At 74.4% G+C, this 19,324-nt stretch carries 17 protein-coding genes; 7 read left to right on the forward strand and 10 right to left on the reverse strand.

What is annotated here, in order from left to right; translation table 11 throughout:
* Positions 1-220: 220 nt before the first annotated feature.
* On the forward strand, positions 221-1,492 hold the full coding sequence (locus ACFYZS_RS27375; RefSeq protein WP_389017925.1) for a geranylgeranyl reductase family protein: 1,272 nt from the start codon (positions 221-223) through the stop codon (positions 1,490-1,492).
* A gap of 269 nt (positions 1,493-1,761) precedes the next feature.
* Here ACFYZS_RS27375 and ACFYZS_RS27380 read toward each other — a convergent pair whose 3' ends face one another.
* Positions 1,762-2,220 (reverse strand): nitroreductase/quinone reductase family protein, encoded by a 459-nt coding sequence (locus ACFYZS_RS27380; protein WP_389017827.1) that lies wholly within the window; start codon positions 2,218-2,220, stop codon positions 1,762-1,764.
* 146 nt (positions 2,221-2,366) lie between these two features.
* Here ACFYZS_RS27380 and ACFYZS_RS27385 point away from each other — a divergent pair, with 146 nt between their 5' ends.
* Positions 2,367-3,065, forward strand: a complete 699-nt coding sequence (locus tag ACFYZS_RS27385; RefSeq protein WP_389017830.1) for a TetR/AcrR family transcriptional regulator — start codon at positions 2,367-2,369, stop codon at positions 3,063-3,065.
* Between the two features lie 215 nt (positions 3,066-3,280).
* Positions 3,281-4,213, forward strand: a complete 933-nt coding sequence (locus ACFYZS_RS27390) for a spherulation-specific family 4 protein (RefSeq protein ID WP_389017833.1) — start codon at positions 3,281-3,283, stop codon at positions 4,211-4,213.
* Positions 4,214-4,309: 96 nt separating this feature from the next.
* Here the strand turns inward: ACFYZS_RS27390 and ACFYZS_RS27395 are convergent, their stop codons facing one another.
* Positions 4,310-4,561 carry a DUF6332 family protein gene (locus ACFYZS_RS27395; RefSeq protein WP_389017836.1) on the reverse strand — a complete coding sequence of 84 codons (252 nt, stop codon included), beginning with the start codon at positions 4,559-4,561 and terminating at the stop codon, positions 4,310-4,312.
* Between the two features lie 94 nt (positions 4,562-4,655).
* Positions 4,656-5,402, reverse strand: a complete 747-nt coding sequence (locus ACFYZS_RS27400) for a maleylpyruvate isomerase family mycothiol-dependent enzyme (protein ID WP_389017839.1) — start codon at positions 5,400-5,402, stop codon at positions 4,656-4,658.
* Positions 5,403-5,450: 48 nt separating this feature from the next.
* On the opposite strand from ACFYZS_RS27400, the gene ACFYZS_RS27405 reads away from it, so the two are divergent.
* Together ACFYZS_RS27405 and ACFYZS_RS27410 are read left to right on the forward strand one after the other, a co-directional pair.
* A complete protein-coding gene (locus ACFYZS_RS27405; protein WP_389017842.1) occupies positions 5,451-6,203 on the forward strand; it encodes an alpha-ketoglutarate-dependent dioxygenase AlkB family protein in 753 nt (250 codons plus the stop codon).
* 44 nt (positions 6,204-6,247) lie between these two features.
* Complete coding sequence (locus ACFYZS_RS27410) at positions 6,248-7,552, forward strand: ROK family protein (protein WP_389017845.1); 1,305 nt, start codon at positions 6,248-6,250, stop codon at positions 7,550-7,552.
* A 116-nt stretch (positions 7,553-7,668) separates the two neighbouring features.
* On the opposite strand, the gene ACFYZS_RS27415 is transcribed toward ACFYZS_RS27410, so the two are convergent.
* Positions 7,669-8,193 (reverse strand): ATP-binding protein, encoded by a 525-nt coding sequence (locus ACFYZS_RS27415; protein ID WP_389017848.1) that lies wholly within the window; start codon positions 8,191-8,193, stop codon positions 7,669-7,671.
* Between the two features lie 198 nt (positions 8,194-8,391).
* On the opposite strand from ACFYZS_RS27415, the gene ACFYZS_RS27420 reads away from it, so the two are divergent.
* Complete coding sequence (locus tag ACFYZS_RS27420; protein WP_389017851.1) at positions 8,392-9,528, forward strand: PLP-dependent cysteine synthase family protein; 1,137 nt, start codon at positions 8,392-8,394, stop codon at positions 9,526-9,528.
* Between the two features lie 33 nt (positions 9,529-9,561).
* Here the strand turns inward: ACFYZS_RS27420 and ACFYZS_RS27425 are convergent, their stop codons facing one another.
* Positions 9,562-10,056, reverse strand: coding sequence for an SRPBCC family protein (locus tag ACFYZS_RS27425; protein WP_389017854.1), 495 nt, complete (start codon positions 10,054-10,056; stop codon positions 9,562-9,564).
* 283 nt (positions 10,057-10,339) lie between these two features.
* Between ACFYZS_RS27425 and ACFYZS_RS27430 the strand changes: the two genes are divergently transcribed.
* Positions 10,340-12,844: a hypothetical protein gene (locus ACFYZS_RS27430; RefSeq protein ID WP_389017928.1), complete on the forward strand. Its 2,505-nt coding sequence runs from the start codon at positions 10,340-10,342 to the stop codon at positions 12,842-12,844.
* Here the strand turns inward: ACFYZS_RS27430 and ACFYZS_RS27435 are convergent.
* The 5 genes from ACFYZS_RS27435 to ACFYZS_RS27455 form a co-directional block, all read right to left on the reverse strand.
* Entirely contained in the window at positions 12,786-15,245 is a 2,460-nt protein-coding gene (locus ACFYZS_RS27435; protein ID WP_389017857.1) for a right-handed parallel beta-helix repeat-containing protein, read from the reverse strand. The two genes, ACFYZS_RS27430 and ACFYZS_RS27435, sit on opposite strands and share 59 nt — an antisense overlap.
* A gap of 138 nt (positions 15,246-15,383) precedes the next feature.
* Positions 15,384-15,995: a hypothetical protein gene (locus ACFYZS_RS27440; protein ID WP_389017860.1), complete on the reverse strand. Its 612-nt coding sequence runs from the start codon at positions 15,993-15,995 to the stop codon at positions 15,384-15,386.
* Between the two features lie 249 nt (positions 15,996-16,244).
* Positions 16,245-17,069 carry an MOSC domain-containing protein gene (locus tag ACFYZS_RS27445; protein ID WP_389017862.1) on the reverse strand — a complete coding sequence of 275 codons (825 nt, stop codon included), beginning with the start codon at positions 17,067-17,069 and terminating at the stop codon, positions 16,245-16,247.
* Positions 17,070-17,171: 102 nt separating this feature from the next.
* Complete coding sequence (locus ACFYZS_RS27450; RefSeq protein WP_389017865.1) at positions 17,172-17,693, reverse strand: DUF6643 family protein; 522 nt, start codon at positions 17,691-17,693, stop codon at positions 17,172-17,174.
* A 259-nt stretch (positions 17,694-17,952) separates the two neighbouring features.
* Positions 17,953-19,122, reverse strand: coding sequence for a glycosyltransferase (locus ACFYZS_RS27455; protein WP_389017868.1), 1,170 nt, complete (start codon positions 19,120-19,122; stop codon positions 17,953-17,955).
* Between the last annotated feature and the right edge of the window lie 202 nt (positions 19,123-19,324).

The raw sequence follows: 19,324 nt of genomic DNA on the forward strand, positions 1-19,324 counted from the left end.
AGTGCGCCGCCCGCATCCGCGTGGTGGGCGTATGCCGGGTACGGCGAAAGACAGCCCCGATCCTCGCACAGCAGGACGGGCCGGACTCGCGCCGTAGGATTTCCCTGCATCGGAGCAACCGCATGATCAGGAGCAGCAGCACATCGTGAGCAGCGACGACAGCACCGTCGGGGGACCCGACTCAGCAGCAGGGCAGGCCGCTCAGGGGGCGGAGGACGGGATGGCCGCGGTGCCCGGGGGCACCGGTGAGGTGTGGGACGTGGTCGTGGTCGGGGCCGGCCCGGCCGGCGCCTCGGCCGCGTTCGCGGCGGCGACGGCAGGGCGGCGCGTACTGCTGCTGGAGAAGGCCTCGCTGCCCCGGTACAAGACGTGCGGCGGCGGGATCATCGGTCCTTCGCGCGACGCCCTCCCGCCCGGGTTCGTCCTGCCCCTCCAGGACCGCGTCCACGCGGTCACCTTCTCGCTCAACGGGAAGCTGACCCGGACCCGCCGTTCCCGGCAGATGCTCTTCGGGCTCGTCAACCGGCCCGAGTTCGACGCGGGACTGGTCGCCGAGGCCGAGAAGGCCGGAGCCACGATCCGTACGGGTACGGCCGTCGCGCGGGTCGAGCAGCACGGGGCGGCGGTGCCCGACCGGCGCACGGTCGCCGTGGTGCTCGCCGACGGCGAGACCGTCCTGGCGCGCGCCGTGGTCGGCGCGGACGGCAGCGCGAGCCGGATCGGCGCGCACGTCGGCGTCGAGATGGACCAGGTGGACCTCGGCCTGGAGGCGGAGATCCCGGTTCCGCAAACGGTCGCGGAGGACTGGAAGGGGCGGGTGCTCCTCGACTGGGGTCCGCTGCCCGGCAGTTACGGCTGGGTCTTCCCCAAGGGCGACACCCTGACCGTCGGCGTCATCTCGGCGAAGGGCGACGGGGCCGCGACCAAGCGGTACCTGGAGGACTTCATCGCCCGTCTCGGACTCGCCGGCTTCGAACCCGCCGTCTCCTCCGGGCACCTGACCCGCTGCCGCAAGCCGGAATCCCCGCTGTCGCGGGGCCGGGTGCTGGTCGCCGGCGACGCGGCCGGACTGCTGGAGCCGTGGACCCGTGAGGGCATCTCCTTCGCGCTGCGCTCGGGCCGGCTGGCCGGGGAGTGGGCCGTGAAGATCTCCGAGGCGCAGGACGCGGTGGACGCGCGCCGCCAGGCCCTCAACTACGCGTTCGCGGTCAAGGCCGGACTGGGCGTGGAGATGAGCGTCGGCAAGCGGATGCTGACCGCCTTCGAGGCCCGGCCGGGGCTGATGCACGCGGCGATCACCGGCTTCCGCCCGGCGTGGCGGGCGTTCGCCCGCATCACCCGGGGTGCGACGACGCTGCCGGACCTGGTGCGGACGTACCCGATCGCCCGCAAGGCGCTGCACGTCCTGGACGGCAGGCAGGCGCGGAACCGGGCCGAGGGCGCGGGGCAGGGGCAGGAGCAGGGCCGCGAGCAGGAGGCGGAGAAGGCCTGAGGGCGCTTCCGGCGGGCGGCTCCGGGGCTTCTTGCCCGGGCCGGGGAGCCTGCAGGGGCGCGGGCCCGACCGGGGCCGGGCCCGAGGAATGGGTGCGGGTGCGGCGGCGGGGCTCTGCCCGGCCGGCGTACTGATCATGGTGGCGGTCTTGCCCGGTGTCCGGGCAGGGCCGCCGCTGCTTTTGCGCGGGGCGGGCCGGGCGGGCCGGGTGGGTTCGGGCGGGGTGCGGCGCGGGGTGGGGCCCGCGGGTGCGCCGGGTGCCCGGGGCGTCAGTTCGTCACCGTGATGCGGAAGACCGGGTGGTCGCCGGCGGTGGCCTGGAGCTCCGCGTCGGTGGACCGGGCCGTGACGCCCTGGAAGAACCGGTTGACCTCCCAGCCCCACTTCTCCAGGTAGGTGCGCAGCACGGCGGCCTTCTGCACCGGGTCGGTGATCTCCGTGACCGTGAAGGTGCGCACCTTGCGGCCCACGCGCAGCTCCCCGCCGCCCGCCACCCGCATGTTGCGCACCCACTGCGAGTGGCCGCGCGCCGAGACCAGGTACTGCTCGCCCTGGTACCGGTGCGGGTTGACCGGGATCCGCTGCATCTGGCCGGACTTGCGACCGCGCACCGACAGCTCGGCGGAGCCGGCCAGGCTGATGCCGAGCCGGGCCAGCTTCCCGAAGAGGGAGTTGAAGCGGGTGGCGAGCGGGCTGGCCTGGACGTAGTACGGGGTGGGCGCGTTCATGGTCTGCTCCGGGGTCATTGGGAGAGCGGTGCTCTCGCTTGAGATCAGTGTGCACGGATTGCCGCTCCAAAACAAGAGCATTGCTCTCTGAATGGAGCAACGATCCGATTTTTGGGCAGTGCTCTGATCTCTGGCACACTGCTCGTATGAGTACCGTGCGCGGGGCCCGGGAGCGGGCCCGTATCGAGGTCACCGCCGCCATCAAGGACGAGGCGCGCCGCATGCTCGTCGCCGAGGGCGCCGCCAAGCTCTCGCTGCGCGCCGTGGCCCGCGAGCTGGGCATGGTCTCCTCGGCCCTCTACCGCTACTTCCCCAGCCGCGACGAGCTGCTCACCGCCCTCATCGTCGATGCCTACGACAGCGTCGGCGCCGCCGCCGAGAAGGCCGACGCCCGCGCCCTCGCCGCCGGCGCCCCGCCCCGCGAGCGCTGGACGGCCGTCTGCGAGGCCGTCCGCGCCTGGGCCCTGGACCACCCGCACGAGTACTCCCTGATCTACGGATCCCCGGTCCCCGGCTACAGCGCCCCCATGGACACCGTCGCCCCCGCCTCCCGCGTCGGCAACACCTTCATCGGCATCGTCCGGGCCGCCCACTCCGGCCGGGGCCTCGCGCTGCCGCCGCTCCCCGCGGCCCTGCGCCCCGAAGCCGCCCGGATGACCGCCGACTTCGCCGAAGGGCTGCCCCCGGAGGTCACCGCGGCCCTGGTCGCGGCCTGGGCGCAGTTGGTCGGCCTCATCTCGTTCGAGCTGTTCGGCCAGTTCAACCGGGTCGTGGAGGACCGGGCCGCCTTCTTCGCGCACGCCGCGGGCCAACTGGCCCACGGGGTCGGGCTGCCCGCCGTGTGACCGCCCGCGCCGCCGTACGCCCGTACGCCGGCCCGCCCACACGGCCGCCCGTACGGCCGCATGGCCGCATGGCGCATGTGATTCACATGATGAGGTGACGGATCGCTTGTCTGTTCCTCACATCAATGCGAGTGGTTCGGCTTTCACCGAACGGGGGCCCGTCTAGTGTTCTTCGGGTCGTGCTCCTGCCCCCGCCCCTTGCCGGAGGAACAGCCGTGGCCCGCGCCGTGAAGGCCCTGTACGCCGTCCTGGTCACTTCCTTACTGGCCGCCCCCGCGCCCGCCGTGCCCGCCTCGGCCGGCACGGTGGCCGAGGACGCCGCCCCCGCCCCGAGACCCCGGATAGCCGGCGTGCGGGGCCTGGAGATCGCCGTCCCCGCGTACGCATGGGCCGGTGACCGCATGCTCGGCGACCTCGTCGCCACCACGCCCGCCGTCTCCGTGGTCGTCCTCAACCCGGGCAACGGCGACGCCCCCTTCGACGCCCGCTGGCAGGCCCGCGCCGACGCACTGCGGGCCGGAACCACCGCCACCGGCGAGAAGACCAAGGTCCTCGGCTACGTCCACACGGACCACGGCAACCGGGACGTCGACGCCGTCAAGGCCTCCGTCGACAACTACCTGAAGACCCGCGACGGCCGCCTGCACGTGGACGGCATCTTCTTCGACGTCGTCAGCCGCGACTGCGGCCCCGCAAACGCCACCCGCGACCACTACGAGCGGCTGCGCGAGTACGTGCAGGACACCATGAACGCCGCGGACCCCACGGCCGCCGACCTCGTGGTCGACAACCCCGGCACCGCGATCGCCGACTGCTACCTGGAGCCGGGCCACCGCACCGCGGACGTGTTCGTCACCTTCGAGGACACGTACTCCGCGTACACGGGAGGCGGCTGGCTCGGAGGGAACGTTTTCTCGGACGCGGGGGGCTACCGGGCCGGTACGGAACTCGACCCGACCGGCACGGCGTTCTGGCACCTCGTCCACGCCGTCCCGGACACGACCGCCATGCGCTCCACCCTCCGCACCGCCTTCGAGCGCGGCGCCGGCTACGCCTACGCGACCGGTACGCGGATGCCCAACCCGTGGGACGAGTCCCCGGGTTGGAAGTACCGCAGCCAGACGCTGTACGCCGCCACCCTGGGCTGACGGACGAGACGCCCCGCTGCGGGGACACGGCGCGGGAGGCCGGGGTGCGGCGCCCGGCGGCCGGGGGTGCGGCGCCCGGCGGCCGGGGCGCAGCGGTCAGCGGCCGCCGTCCTCCGGGCGGCGGGCGAAGCGCCACAGGACGTGGGTGATCCGGATCAGGAACACGACCCCTGCCAGGACCCCCGCCGCCACCGTCAGCGCCGCGTCGACGGCGGGGGAGAGGTCGAAGGCCAGGGCGGGGCCGTACACCGCCCCGAAGACGAGTGCGGCCGCGAAGCAACCGCTGACGAACGCGTAGCCGATCTCTATCGTGATCGCGTCGCGATCCGCCTGCGTACGTCGCCCCATGAACGCAGTGTCACAGCCCGTACCGCACCGTCACAAGAGTGCCTCGAGCCCGCTTCGACCGCCCGCCCCGGACCCCGTCAGCCGACCCCGCGCGTCAGCCGACGCCGGCCGTCTCCGCCCACTGCCGGGCCAGCGCCTCGTCCCCGGTCACCCCCGGGCCCATCAGCGGGAGCCGGTTCCACAGCGCCGCGTACAGCCACGAAGCCGTCCCGATCACCTCGCAGTCCGCCGGGTCGCCCGTGTCGCCCGAGACCGTACGGGGCGGCTCCGGCGACAGGTGTACGGTCCACACCGCGCCCGTGTCGGCGGCGCGGACCCGCATCACCCGCGGCTCCTCCGTCCGCATCCGGCTGCGCGGCCGCGCGTGGAAGCCGGTCAGCAGCTCGTCCACCCCGTCCTCGGCGAACTCCGGCGCCACCGGCGCGTAGACCACGCCGAGCGCGGACTCCGCGTCCATCCGGTGGACGGCCGTCTCGTGCGCCTGCCGGCGCGCCCAGAACGCCAGCGGCGACGGTGCGGCCGTAGGCAGGAAGGTCCAGCACTGCACGTCCGCCGGAGCCTCGGTCAGCGTCCGGACGAGGGCCTCGTGCCCCTCCCGGTACCAGGCGAGCAGCTCGGCGCCGGCCAGCTCCGGGGCGTCCGGGAACGGACCCGGCTCCAGGAGCGCGTCCCCGACGTACCCGGCGGCCCACCGGTGCACCGCGCCCGTGTGCCGCAGCAGATCGGTGACCCGCCACCCCGGACAGGTGGGCACGGGGGCCTCGGTACCCGCCCTCTCGGCGGTCTCGGCGAGCAACTCGCCTTCCCGGGCAAGGGTCTCCACATACTCCGAGATCTTCATGCGGGCAGTGTCGCACCGGCCGCCGGCCGTACCGGTGAGAATGGAGCCATGGACGGGGAACTCTTCCCGGCCGGCGGGGAACTCTTCCCGCGCGAGCGGACCGAGATCGCCCCGGGCGCCGTGCACGTGCCCGACTGGCTCGGCCCCGGGCGCCAGCGGGAGCTGCTCGACGCCTGCCGCGCCTGGGCGCGCCCGCCGGCGGGCCTGCGCACCGTACGGACACCCGGCGGCGGCACGATGACCGCGCGCCAGGTGTGCCTCGGGCTGCACTGGTATCCGTACGGCTACGCCAGGACCGCCGTGGACGGCGACGGGGCACCGGTCAAGCCGCTGCCCGGCTGGCTCGCGGAGCTGGGCCGGGAGGCGGTGGCGGCGGCGTACGGCGGACCCTCGCCGGCCGGAGCCGGAGCCGGAGCCGGAGCCGGGAACCGCGACGCGGCTGCGGGCGGGGCGGTGGCCGCGGCTCCGTACGTGTACGACATCGCGCTGATCAACTTCTACGACGGCGACTCCCGCATGGGCATGCACCGGGACGCCGAGGAGAAGTCCGGGGCTCCGGTGGTCTCCCTCAGCCTCGGCGATACCTGCGTCTTCCGCTTCGGCAACACCGCCTCGCGCGGCCGCCCGTACCAGGACGTCCGGCTGCGCAGCGGGGATCTGTTCGTCTTCGGCGGGCCGGCCCGGATGGCCTATCACGGGGTGCCGAAGGTCCTGCCCGGCACGGCCCCGCCGGGGCTCGGGCTGACCGGGCGGCTGAACATCACCCTGCGGGTCGGCGGCCTCGGGACGGCCCCCGACTGATCGGCGGCGCCGGGCACACCGCCGATCATGCGAGGATCGCTGTCATGAACGGCAACGGGGCCCCGCCGCGGGTGGGGGATGCGACCACGGTGTCCGCGGCGTCTTCTGCGGCCTCGGCTTCGGCTTCGGCTGCGCCCTCGGCCTCGGCGAGGACCAAGCTGGAGCGGGGCCGCGGCGCCCTCGGTCCGGCTCTGGAGCTCGTCCACACGGGCCGGGCCCCGACCCGAGCCGTCCTGACCGCGGAGCTCGGCGTCACCCGGGCCACCGCCGGGGCGGTCGCCGCCGAACTGGAGGCGCTCGGTCTGATCCGCGTCGACTCCCGCCCGGGCGGCGCGGGCGGCACCCAGGGCCGCCCCTCGCACCGGCTCTCCATCGACGAGAACGGCCCCGTGGCGCTGGCCGCGCAGGTGCACTCGGACGGGTTCCGGGCCGCGCTGGTCGGCCTCGGCGGCCGGATCGTGGCCACCGCCCCCGGCAAGGTCACCGTCTCCGAGGACCCGGCGCAGGTGCTCGGCGAGGTCGTGGCGGCGGGCGCGGAGCTGCTCGCCGAGACCGGCCGCCGCTGCATCGGTGCGGGGCTCGCGGTGCCGTCGGCGGTCGCGGAGCCGGACGGTACGGCACTGAACCCGCTGCACCTGGCCTGGCCGGCGGGGTCTCCCGTACGGGCCATCTTCACCGAGTGCGTGAAGGCGGCCGGGATCGACGGACCGGCCCTGACCGGGAACGACGTCAACCTCGCCGCGCTCGCCGAGCACCGGCACGGCGCGGGCCGCAGCGCCCAGCACCTGCTGTGCGTGGCCACCGGCCACCGCGGGGTCGGCGGCGCGCTCGTGCTGGACGGCCGCCTGCACAGCGGGAGTTCCGGGCTGGCCCTGGAGGTCGGCCACCTCACCGTGAACCCGGAGGGCCGGCCCTGCCACTGCGGCAGCCGCGGCTGTCTGGACGTGGAGGCCGATCCGCTGGCCTTCCTCACCGCGGCGGGCCGCGTCCCGGGCCCGGAGGTGTCGCTGCTCCAGCAGGCGCGCGACCTGCTGCACGAGGAGTACGCGGAGCCGGCGGTGCGGGCGGCCGCCGAGGAGCTCATCGACCGGCTGGGCCTGGGCCTCGCGGGGCTGGTGAACATCCTGAACCCGGACCGGATCATCCTCGGCGGGCTGCACCGGGAGCTCCTGCACGCGGACCCGGAGCGGCTGCGCGCGGTGGTCGCGGACCGCAGCCTGTGGGGTCGCAGCGGGGGCGTGCCGATCCTGCCCTGCACCCTGGACCACAACAGCCTGGTGGGCGCCGCGGAACTGGCCTGGCAGCCGGTCCTGGACGACCCCCTGGGCACGCTCGGGGCGGCGGCCTAGACCGCCCCGCCCGTCCCGTCCTGCCCTGCCCCGGCTCGGCTCGGCTCGGGCCGGCCGCAGCCCCGCGGTGCCGGCGGTGCCGGCGCTCCCGGGCCCGGGGTGCGGCCGCGGAACCCCTACCCGGGCCTGGCGCCGACCGAGGCCACCACCGGCACGGCCGTCGGTACGGCACCCGGGTCGACGGCCACCACCACCGTCGGCGCGGGCTCCCGTACGGGTCTGGAAGCGCCGGCGACCGGGGCGGCGCGGAGCGAGAACCACACCACCTTGCCGGGGCCGTCGGCGTGGTTGCGCGCGCCCCAGGCCTCGCTGACCGCCTCGACCAGCGCGAGCCCTCGCCCGCAGGTCTCCAGCGCGTCCGCGGCCGCCTCCCGCAGGACGGGAAGCCGCGGATCGCTGTCGTACACCGAGACCGTGAGCCGCCCCAGCCGCAGCTCGATCTCGACCGTGCAGGTCTTGTCCGGCTGCGCGTGGCGGTGGACGTTGCTGAGCAGCTCCGTCACGCCGAGCGCAGCCCGGTCTATGAGCGGATCGAGCTGCCAGTGGCGCAGTTGCGCTGAAACGATCCTTCGGATCTGGCCGATCCGGGACGGCAAGGCCTGCAGTTCGACGACGCAGTGCCTGCGTGAATGACTGATCACGGCTGCGACTCCCCGACATGAGTGTTACGGGTGCTGCACCCTCAGTAATGCTCCACCAGGGTCACCCACGGTGCCCGTGTATGCAACCGAACGCGATCGAAAGCGATCCGCATAGATACCCAAAGTGACTGTTTGTGCAGGTGGGGGAGGTACATTGCGAAAGCAGGGGGCGAAGAAACGCACGAAGGAGCCAGTCGCATGAGCACCACCCGTACCTCCGGTACGACGGCTACGACAATCGACGTCGACCGTAGCGACGCGGACTACCGCGCCTGGCTGAAGGAGGCCGTCCGCAAGGTCCAGGCCGATGCCAACCGATCCGCCGACACCCACCTGCTGCGCTTCCCGCTCCCCGAGGAATGGGGCATCGACCTCTACCTCAAGGACGAGTCCACGCACCCGACCGGCTCCCTCAAGCACCGCCTTGCGCGCTCGCTCTTCCTCTACGCGCTGTGCAACGGCTGGATCCGCCCCGGGCGCCCGGTCATCGAGGCCTCGTCCGGCTCGACGGCCGTCTCCGAGGCCTACTTCGCGAAGCTCATCGGCGTTCCGTTCATCGCCGTCATGCCGCGTACGACGAGCCCGGAGAAGTGCCGGCTCATCGAATTCCACGGCGGCGAATGCCACTTCGTGGACGACTCGATGAAGATGTACGAGGAGTCGGCGGAGCTCGCCGCCCGCACGGGCGGGCACTACATGGACCAGTTCACCTACGCGGAGCGGGCGACCGACTGGCGCGGCAACAACAACATCGCGGAATCGATGTACCAGCAGCTGCGGTTGGAGCGTTACCCCGAGCCCGCGTGGATCGTGGCGACGGCGGGCACGGGCGGCACGTCCGCGACCATCGCGCGCTACGTGCACTACATGCAGCACGACACCCGGGTGTGCGTCCCGGACCCGGAGAACTCCTGCTTCTTCGACGGCTGGACCAACAACGACCCGCACGCGAGCAGCGATTGCGGCTCGCGCATCGAGGGCATCGGGCGGCCGCGGATGGAGCCGAGCTTCGTGCCGGGGGCCATAGACCGGATGATGAAGGTGCCGGACGCGGCGAGCGTCGCCGCCTGCCGCGCCCTGGAACAGGCCATCGGCCGCAAGGCGGGCGGCTCGACGGGGACGGGCGTGTGGAGCGCGCTGAAGATCATCTCGGAGATGGTGGCCGAGGGCCGCAAGGGCAGCGTGGTCACGCTGCTGTGCGACCCGGGCGACCGCTACCTGGACAAGTACTACTCGGACGAGTGGCTGGCCGCCCAGGGTCTGGACATCGCCCCGTACGCGCAGACCCTCGAAACCCTCCTGGCCACCGGCGTCTGGCGCGAGCCGGCGGCCTGACCGGTAGCCCTGCGCCCGGACCCGGACTCCGCGTCACTGGCCGGCCGGGCGCTGGGACGTCAGGCGGGCGTCGAGTGCCCGGACCGCGGACCGGAACGACTGCCCCAGGGCCGGACGGGCGGCGGCGAGGGCGAGCCGGAGCGGCGCGGGGCCGTCCGCCGCGAAGGTCCACTGGACGAGGGTGCCGGAGCAGGGGTCGGCGGGGGTGAGCCGCCACTCCTCCAAAAGGGCCCGGATCCCGGGGGCGTTGGTCGCGTCGACCCGGTACGCGTAGCGCCGCTCCGGCTCCGCGGCCATGACGGTCTCCTCGAAGCGGGTCCCGCCGACCAGCCGGACCTCCCGGCCCGCGCCCCCGTGCGTCGGCCGGGCCAGGGTCACCGCCCGGAACCACCGCGGCCACCCCTCGACGTCCTCGGCCAGGGCCCGGTACACGGCCTCGGGCCCCGCCGCCGTCCGCGCGGCGAAGACCAGGCGGGTCGGGGCGTCCTCGATGAAGTCCAGCCCCACGGGGCGGAGTCGGCGAGCCATGGCGGTCCCTCCTGGGGGTGAGCGGTGGAACGTGCGTCCGCGTACCTTAGCTGCCGACCCGTCAGATGTCCGCCGTACGAAGGCCGCCCCTGCGGCCCGCGTACGAGGCCCCGGGCCCCGGGTGCCGCAGCCGGTCGCCGGTCGCCGGTCGTCCGTCGCCCGTCGCCCGGACGGGGCCTAGGCAGGAGGGCCGGAGAGCGGGATGCTGGAGTGCGCCGATCCCGCCCCGTGAGCGGAGGCCGTAGTGCCGGACCACCCCCAGCCTCCCCAGCCCCCGCACCCCCTGGCCCTCGAACTCCTCACGCCCCCGCGGCCCCTGGCCCTCGAACTGCGCGTGCACGGAGTCCACGGCGCACCCCCCGACGAGCTGCTCGGCGATCCCCGCACCGTCCGGATCACCGGGGACTCCACCGCCGCCGTGTTCCGCCGCGCCGCGGACGCGGACGCCGAGGACCACCCCGAGTGGTACGCCGGCCGGCCCGTGGTCGAGGCCTACTGCTGGTCCCGGCTCACCTCCGGCAACGGGTCCCGCGCCCTGTGGCTGCTGCTCCTGCCCTTCATGGTGGTCAACCTCGCCCACTGGGCCCGGCCGGCCGCGCCCGCCACCGGTCCGGCGCCCTGCGCGGTGCGCACGTACGGGGTGCTCGTACGGGTCCTCGCGCTCAGCCTCACCCTGCTGCTGATCGCGGCCGCCTGCGAGGTCGCGCTCGACCTCCTCGCCTGGCAGTGCGCCGGGTCCGGCGCCTGCACCGGCTCCCGGCCCTGGCTCGCTTTCCTGGAGCCGGGCGGCTGGTGGGGCCAGCCGGGGAGGCGGCTGGCACTCGGCGCACTGGTCCCGGCCGCGCTGACGGGCCTGCTCTGGTACCTGTCCAACCGCACGTGGAGCGCGTACGAGTCCCAGTCCCCGCCGGCCGGCACGGCCGTCCCCGCCACCGGGCCGGCCGGGACGCCCGCGCTCGGACGGCCCGGATTCTGGTACGGGCGGCGCATCGTGGCCCGGCTGCGCGCCGCGCACACCGCCGCCGGGCTGCTGATCGTCGCGGCCGCCGTCGCCGCGCCCACCGCGCGTCACGACCGCCGCGCCGGCGCCCCCGTACTCGAAGCCCTCGGCTGGGTGGTGGAGGCGGCGCTCGCAGCCGGGGCCGTCGCCGTCCTCTGGGTCGTCTGCCGGCGCGGCCGCACCGAGGACAGGGCCGACCACCGCCTCGACCGGGCCGCCGTCACGCTGCTGCCCGGCTCCGCCCTCGCGCTGCTCGCCGCCGTCCTGCTCTACGCCTCCTGGTCGCGCCCCGGGTGGACCTCCGGCGGGCGGCTCCCCGGAGACTTCGCGTTCGGCGCGCTCATGCTCGGCCAGGGCTGCTGCGTCCTGCTGCTGGCCGCCGTCGCCGTCCGGCTGTACCGGCTGGCCCCCGACCCGGCGACCGCGCTGTACGGGCTCGGCGGTCCCGCCATCGCCATGCTCGGCTGCGCCCTCGGCGGGGTGATGTCCGGCGGGGTCGCCCAGCGGGTCGCGGACTGGCTGGACGGAGCGGGGGTTCCCGGACCGGGTGGGGGAGCCGCTCCCGTGCCCGCGGTGCCCGCGCCGCCCGTGCTGCTGTCCTGGCAGGCCGCCGTACTGCCACCGCTGCTCCTCGTACTGGCCCTGCTCGCGGCCTGGTTCGCCGTACGGGGGATCCTCGCGCGGCGCGGGCTCGCGGCCGGGGTGGCCGCCGAATACCCGGGGGAGCCGCCCGACGAGAACCGCAGCCGCCGGATCGCCGGGGCCCGGGCCGCCGCCGCGCTCACCGACTCCGCGCCCTGGTTCGTGGCCGCCGTCTCCGGGGTCACCCTGCTGCTCGGCGCGGGCGCACTGGCCGGAGCCTGGCTCAGCGGGAAGGTCCCGGGCGATGCGGCCCACGGCACCCACCCGCTGCTGGAGACCGCCGCCCGGGCGGCGCAGGACGCCGGGTCCTGGCTGATAGGACTCGGCATCGCGGCCTTCGTGGCCTGGGGCCGCCGCGCCTACCGGGATCCGGCCGCCCGCCGCACCATCGGCGTGCTCTGGGACGTCGGCACCTTCTGGCCACGCGCCGCCCATCCGTTCGCGCCGCCCTGCTACGCCGAGCGTGCCGTCCCCGACCTGACCTGGCGGATGGCCGGCTGGACCGGCCGCACCGGCGGCCGCCTGGTCATCTCCGGGCACTCGCAGGGCAGCGTCCTCGCGGCCGCCGCCGTCTGGCAGCTGCCGCCGCACGTCCGCGGCCGGGTCGCGCTGCTCACGTACGGTTCCCCGCTGCGGCGGCTCTACGGCCGCTGGTTCCCGGCGTACTTCGGCCCCGTCCCCCTCGCCGCGCTGCACGCCGACATCGACTGCTGGCGCAACCTCTGGCGCGCGACGGACCCCATCGGCGGCCCGGTCCTCCCGCCCGCCGACCGCCCGACCCCGTCGGGATCGGCCGCCGCTGCCGCCCCCGGCGACGCCGGCTCCGTCGACCGGGGGCCGTTGGCCGACCCGCTCGCCTACGGGCGCAGCGCCCGCTACCCGCTGCCCGCGCCGATCCTCGGGCACTTCGACTACCAGGCCGACCCGGCCTTCGCCGCCGAGCGCGACGCGCTCCTGGCCCGGCTGGCCGGACCGGCCCGCCGCGCCCGGAACGCCGCCCCGGCTCCGGCACCACCGGCCCCGGAGGCACCCGCAACAACGGCCCCGCCGACCCCACCGCCCGCACCCGGCGTGCCCGGGCCCAGGGTCAGCAAGGCGTCGGCAGCGCCGGCAGAGTCGGGAGATCCTCCGGGAACAGGAGGGTGAGTTCGTCCGTGCCGGGATCCGACAGCTGGGCCACCCGGCCCGCATGGCGTTCGACCATCGACTCGAAGGTCTGCCGCGCCGTGCGGCCGTTGCCGAAGGCCGGCCCCTTCGGCAGCTCCGTGAAGTACGTCAGCAGTGCCTTCTCCGTGCCCTCCCCGAGCCGGTACTCGTGCTCCTCCGCCTGCTGCTCCACGATCCGCAGCAACTCCTGCGGCCCGTAGTCCCCGAAGGTGATGGTCCGGGAGAACCGCGAGGCCACACCCGGATTGACGGTCAGGAACCGGTCCATCTCCGCCGTGTACCCGGCGACGATCACCACGACCGCGTCCCGGTGGTCCTCCATGAGCTTCACCAGGGTGTCGATCGCCTCGCGCCCGAAGTCCCGCCCCGAGTCCTCCGGGGCCAGCGCGTACGCCTCGTCGATGAACAGCACCCCGCCGCGCGCCCGGTCGAACGCCTCCTGGGTCCGGATCGCCGTGGAACCGATGTGCTCGCCCACCAGGTCGACCCGCGAGACCTCGACGAGGTGGCCGCGCTCCAGGACCCCCAGCGACGCCAGGATCTCCCCGTACAGCCTGGCCACCGTCGTCTTGCCCGTACCGGGGCTGCCGGTGAACACCAGATGGCGCCGGACCGAGGCGGCCTTGAGGCCCGCCTGCTGCCGCCGCCGGCCCACCTCGATCATGTCGGTCAGCGCCCGCACCTCGCGCTTGACGCTCTCCAGGCCCACCAGCCCGTCCAGCTGCCCCAGCACCTCGCCGGAGCCGCGCCCCGCCCCCTGCGACTCCCGGTCCGCCTCCTCCACGGCGCGCGGGGCTGGCACCTGCGCCGCCTCCGCCGCCGGGCCCCCGACCGCGCCGACCGTACGGATCCCCGCGCGCTCACCGGCGAGGGCCCCGGCCCCGGCGCCCGCCGACTGGGCGGCGAGCCGCGAACCGGACTCGTCGCTGGTGCAGTCCTCGGCGATCGGCCCGTCCTCCGCGAACTCGTAACCCCCGCGCGCACAGCGCTCGGTGTGGCAGCGGGTCAGCGTGGTGCGGCAGCCGTCGATGACGTGGAATCCGAAGCCGGAACTGCCCGTCACCCGGCAGGACTGGAAACTCCCGCGGCCACCCGCCGACACGTAGAACCCGGCCTCGGAGGGGGAGCTGACCGTGCACCGCTCCAGCGCGGGGTCGGCGCCCTTGGTGACGATCACCCCCGTCTGGACCGCGTCGATCGTGCAGTTGGCGAGGGTGCCGCCGCTGCCGTGGTCGCGGAACCAGGCCCCCGTCGCCGCCTCCCGGATCCGGCAGTCGTCCACCTGCGCGGTGGCCCCGTCGCTCACCGAGACAGCCGTGTTGCGCACCTGGGAGAGATCGCTGTCGACCACGTCCGCGCGTGAGCCCCGGTCCAGTACGAACACCGCGTCCGGTACATCGTGCACCCGGCAGGAGCTCAGCGAGGCGGTGGCCCCGTCGCTGATCCACACCGCCGGATAGTCACCCGTACTGTCATGGATCTCGCAGGACTCGGCATCCACCCGGGTGCCCGGATCCCACACCGACAGGCCGTTGCGGCCGAACCGGCGCACGGTGGTGCGGCTGAGCGTGAGCACCGAACGGGAGCGCAGGTCCACCGCGTTCTCCGGAATGTCGTGGATGTCGCAGCCGGCGAGCGTGAGCACCGCGTCCGTGTCGAGGGTGACCCCGTCCGTCGACGTGCGGTGCACCGAGCAGTCGGTGAGGCGGGCCGCCGCACGCGCGGCGATCTGCACACCCGTGCCCTTGATCTCGTACACCTCGCAGCCGAGCGCCTCCAGGCCGGAACCCTCGCCGGTGACGGCGATGCCCGCCCCCGACGCGTGGTGGATCCGGCAGCGCTCCAGCCGCGGCCGCCCGCCGCCGCGGACGGAGACCCCGGTCTGTCCGGCGGCCACCACCTCGCACTCCTCGAACACCCCGCCGCCGCCGTCCAGGACGGCGATCCCGACGCCCGCCGGATTCTCCACCGTGCACCGCCGCACCAGGGGCCGGGCCCCGCCGCGCACCTCGATGCCCGCCGCGGACCGGGTGCTGACCCGCAGATCGGTGAGCTCGGGCGAGCCCTCCTCGACCAGCAGCGCCGGGGCCGCCCGGTCCTGCCCCTCCAGGTGCAGGTCCTGGACCAGGGCCGAGGCGCGCACCGTCAGCGCGACCCCGTCGAGCGGCGCGATCCGCACCGAACCCACCGAGCCCTCCGGCCCGCGCAGGGTCACGGCATGGTTGAGCACCAGGTTCTCCCGATAGGTGCCGGGAGCGATGGACAGCACGTCCCCGTCGCCCGCGACGGCGAGTGCGGCGGCCAGCGTCGGATACTCACCGGAGCGGCGCCGCCACCGCGAAGACCCGCCGTGCGTCACCTGGACCGTGCCCTGTGCCATGGTGCTGTCGCGCCCCCGCCCTCGTGCTCGTGCTCGTGCCATCGAAGCGGCGGAAACCACCGCCGCCGACCACCGCCTTGGCGGCGACCGACTCTGGCCGCACCACCGTAGCGCGCGCGGAGCCGGTGAGATGCCAGGTCAGCTGCCCGCGCCCGCCCGCCCCCAGTCCGGTCCCGCCGCCGCCCACGCGCGGTCCAGCCGCATGTACCGACGATGCATGAGCCTTCGTACGACGAGGCGGCGAACCGTCTCCACCAGCGCGGCCGCGCCGAGCGCGGCGGCCAGGCCCACCACCGCCGCGTGGACGCTCGCCGAGGCCTCGTCGAGGGGACGCCCCACGAGCCGGCCCTGCGTATCGGTCCATATCCGGAACCGGTCGCCCGCCTGCGGCGGTTCCTCCGCAGCCGGCACCGTGCCCTGGTGGCTGCTGCCGTCGGGCGCCGTCCAGGACGCGACGATCTGCGTGCGCTGCGGCGTCTGCCGCTGCGCCGACGGATCGGCCTCCGTCCCCGCGGACGGCTCCGCGGCCGGCCGGACCACCACCGCCGGGACGAGGTACCGCTCCTGCCGCTGCTCGCGCGCGGCCCGCTGCAGCGTGCCGTCCACCTCCAGGCCCGCGACCGTGCCGACGGCCGGAGCCACCAGCAGCACGCACACCAGCGCGGCGAACGCCACCCACGCCTCGAAGAGATCAGTCGGCCGGCGCAGTGGATTGCGCCGCCAACGCCACACACCCGTTGCTGTCCACACGGTCCGGCACCCCCTTTGCCTCCGTCTGCCTGCGGTCCAAGCCTCCCGCACCCCCCGGCAACGCGCATTCCGGGACGCGCGGCAGCCGTGTCACCCGATCCGGTCACATCGGGTTCACAGCCGTCGACTGCACCAACGGCCCACTCACGGTGCTTGGTTCCAGCGTTCCCCCACAGCCCCTCGAAGGTGTCATTCCGAGGGGGCGGTGCCGCGCTCTCGCGGCCCTGTGGTCCCGCCGGCTCCGGCCCGCTACTCCAGGACGCGGACCTCGTCGCCCACCCTCACCGTGCCCGTCCGCACCGGCACCAGCTGCCGCCCGAAGGCCAGGGACTTGCCGATCCGCCGGTGCCGGGCCAGGGTCTTGAGGGGCTCCTTGCCGCGCTCCGCCGTCGCCTGGTCGGTGGTCGTGACGATGCACCGCCCGCACTCCCGCGCACCGCGGAAGACGGCGTCGCCGATCGCGATGCGCCGCCAGCCGTCCTCCGCCCACGCCTCGGCGCCGGCGACCACCACATTGGGGCGGAAACGGTTCATCGGCAGCGGACCCTCCTCGGGATGGTCCCCCTGCGCGATCAGCGAGTTCAGGGCGTCCAGCGACGCGAGGGTCGTGAGCAGCACCGGGTAGCCGTCGGCGAGGCTCACCGTCTCGCCCGGCAGCGCGTACTGCGGGTCGACGGGCCGCCGTACGGCAGGGTCGTCCATGTGCACCAGCCGCGCCGGGACCCCCAGGTAGGCGCTGAACCAGTCGGCGGCGGCGCTCGCCGCGACCACCGTCTCGATCTTCTTGCCGAACAGGGTGACCGGCTCCAGCGGTCCCGGCTCCGGAACCTCCACGGCCAGCTCGGCCATGCCGGGTGCCGACAGCGCGACCGCGCCGCCCTCCAGCGGACGCGCCGCGGCCAACGCCAGCCGGGGCTGCTGGCGTTGGGTGATGACCGTGCCCTCGGTGTCGATCAGTGCCCACCGCCGGTCCCCGGACAGCCCCCAGGGCTCCACGGCCATCTCGTCGGGAGCTGTCCCCGCTACCGACTTGACGGGATGGATGTGGAGCGCCTGGACGTACAAGTTCGACATGGGAACATCCTGCCAGGAGCTCCCGCGCCCGCCCCAGTGAGCGTCCCCGGATCTGTCAGCACCGGGGCCTGTCGGTACCGGATCCTGCCGGTACCGGATCCCTCAGTAGCCGCGCCCCTGGTAGGGGCGGCCGTACGGGTCCTCGTACGAGGCGGCCGGAACCGGAGCCGGAACCTGCATCGGGCGCGGTGCGGCGGGCCGCATCGCCTCGTAGCCGGTGCCCGTGGCCATCGGCCGGGGCTGCTGCGGCTGGGCCTGCTGCATGTATCCCGCGCGGGCCACGGCCGGCTGCTGCTGAGGGATGTACGGAGCGGGCGCCTGCTGCAGCGGCATCGGCACGGGTGCCGCCTGCTGCTGGTACGGGTACCCGTACGCCGGGGCTTGCTGCTGCTGCGGCATGGCCGGGGGCAGCGCGGCCGGCAGGGCGGGCAGCGACGAGGCGAGGGCGGGGAGGTACCCACCGCTCGAGTAGCCGGAGCTGGGGGAGTCGTAGGCGGCCGGCACGCGGATCGGGGCGATCTGCGGGGTGCCCCGTTCGGCGACGAGGGAGTCGTAGATGGGGGTGTCCGGGAAGGAGGGCGCGGAGTAGTAACCGCCGCCATAAGTGGAGCGGGGGGAGGTCATGGGACCTAAGTTAAGCCCACGACTTCACGGGGTCCATAGCGAGGTGTGACGAACACCGCGCTGACCTGCATATTCCCAGGTCAGAGCCACACCCTTCACTTCCCGTTCACGTGCACGTTTTCGCCACTTCCGCACCGGATTGTTCCTACTCGTACTCACCGGTTGGCTGTTGCACCGACTTGCTGCTGACGCAGCGTCACAATGCGGTGACCTGGGATGACATAGATGAGGGGGGTGGTGTGGGGGGCGATTTTCCGTTTCAGGCATCACTCGGGCGGGCATAGGTACGGCCCTTCCAGGCCGCTCCGCGGCCGCGGTAGTGCTGAACCGCGGAGTCGACGGTCATCAGGAGGTACAGGAGGGCCGTGAGCGGAAGGAGTGGCGCGAGTGCCGCAGGCTGCCTGTAGTAGCGCAGCATCGGCAGGTACGTGCCCGCCATCAGCAGCCAGGCGAACCCGCCCGCCCACGCGGTCGCGGCGTGCCCGGTCGCCAGCCCCGCGAGGAGCGCGGCCGGGGGGACGAGGTAGACCAGCACGAGCCCGGCCACCGTCCCGGCCAGCAGCAGCGGCTGGTGGCGAAGTTGCGCGTACGCACTGCGCGAGACCATCCGCCACAGGTCCCCGAGCGCGGGATACGGGCGCACGCTGTCCACCCGCTCCGCGAGCCCCAGCCAGATCCGGCCGCCCGAGCGGCGGACGGCGCGGGCGAGGGAGACGTCGTCGATGACGGCCTGCCGGATGGAGTCGGGGACACCCGCGCGGACGGCGACCTCGGTGCGCAGCAGCACGCAGCCGCCGGCCGCGGCGGCGGTCCGGCCGGTGGGGCGGTTGATCCGGCGGAAGGGGTAGAGCTGCGCGAAGAAGTACACGAAGGCCGGCACGACGAGCCGCTCCCAGATGCTGACGGCGCGCAGGCGGGCCATCTGCGAGACGAGGTCGAGCTCGGCGCTGGTCGCGGCCGCGACCAGCTCGCGGAGGCTGTCGGGCTCGTGCGCGATGTCGGCGTCGGTGAGGAGCAGGTACTCGGGCTCGGTGGCATGGGCGGTACGGGCGAGCGCGATGCCGTGGCGCAGCGCCCACAGCTTCCCGGTCCAGCCGGGGGCCGGATCGCCGGGGGAGGTGACGGTGAGGGGCAGGCCGGGGTTTTCCCGGGCCAGCCGCCGGGCGAGGTCGCCGGTGCCGTCGGTGCTGCCGTCGTCGACCAGGATGACCTCGGCTTCGCCGGGATAGTCCTGGGCGATGAGGGAGGGCAGGCTGCACGGCAGCACCTCGGCCTCGTCCCTGGCCGGGACCACGATGGCGACGGACGGCCACCGGCCGGGGGCGCTGCGCGGCGGAAGCCGCACGTCGGTCCGCCAGAACATGCCCTGGGCGAAGGTGAGCCAGATCCAGGCGAGGAGGGAAGCGCAGGCGGCGCAGAGAAGGCCCATGCGGGCAGTGTGCCGAAGATGGAGGGGGGTGTCGTGGATTTGGGCAGGGCGGGGCGGGGCCGGTCTGTCGGGCGGGGTCGGCTGGGCGGGGACTCCGGCCGGGCGGGGTCAGAGGGAGTCCGGGGGTTTCCCGACAGTCCACTGTCCTTCCGTGTCGGTCCGGTCCGTCAAGGGCGCTCCCTGCGGTCGCGTCGCTTCGCGA

The sequence above is a fragment of the Streptomyces sp. NPDC001903 genome (genome assembly GCF_042891345.1).
Classification (GTDB): domain Bacteria; phylum Actinomycetota; class Actinomycetes; order Streptomycetales; family Streptomycetaceae; genus Streptomyces.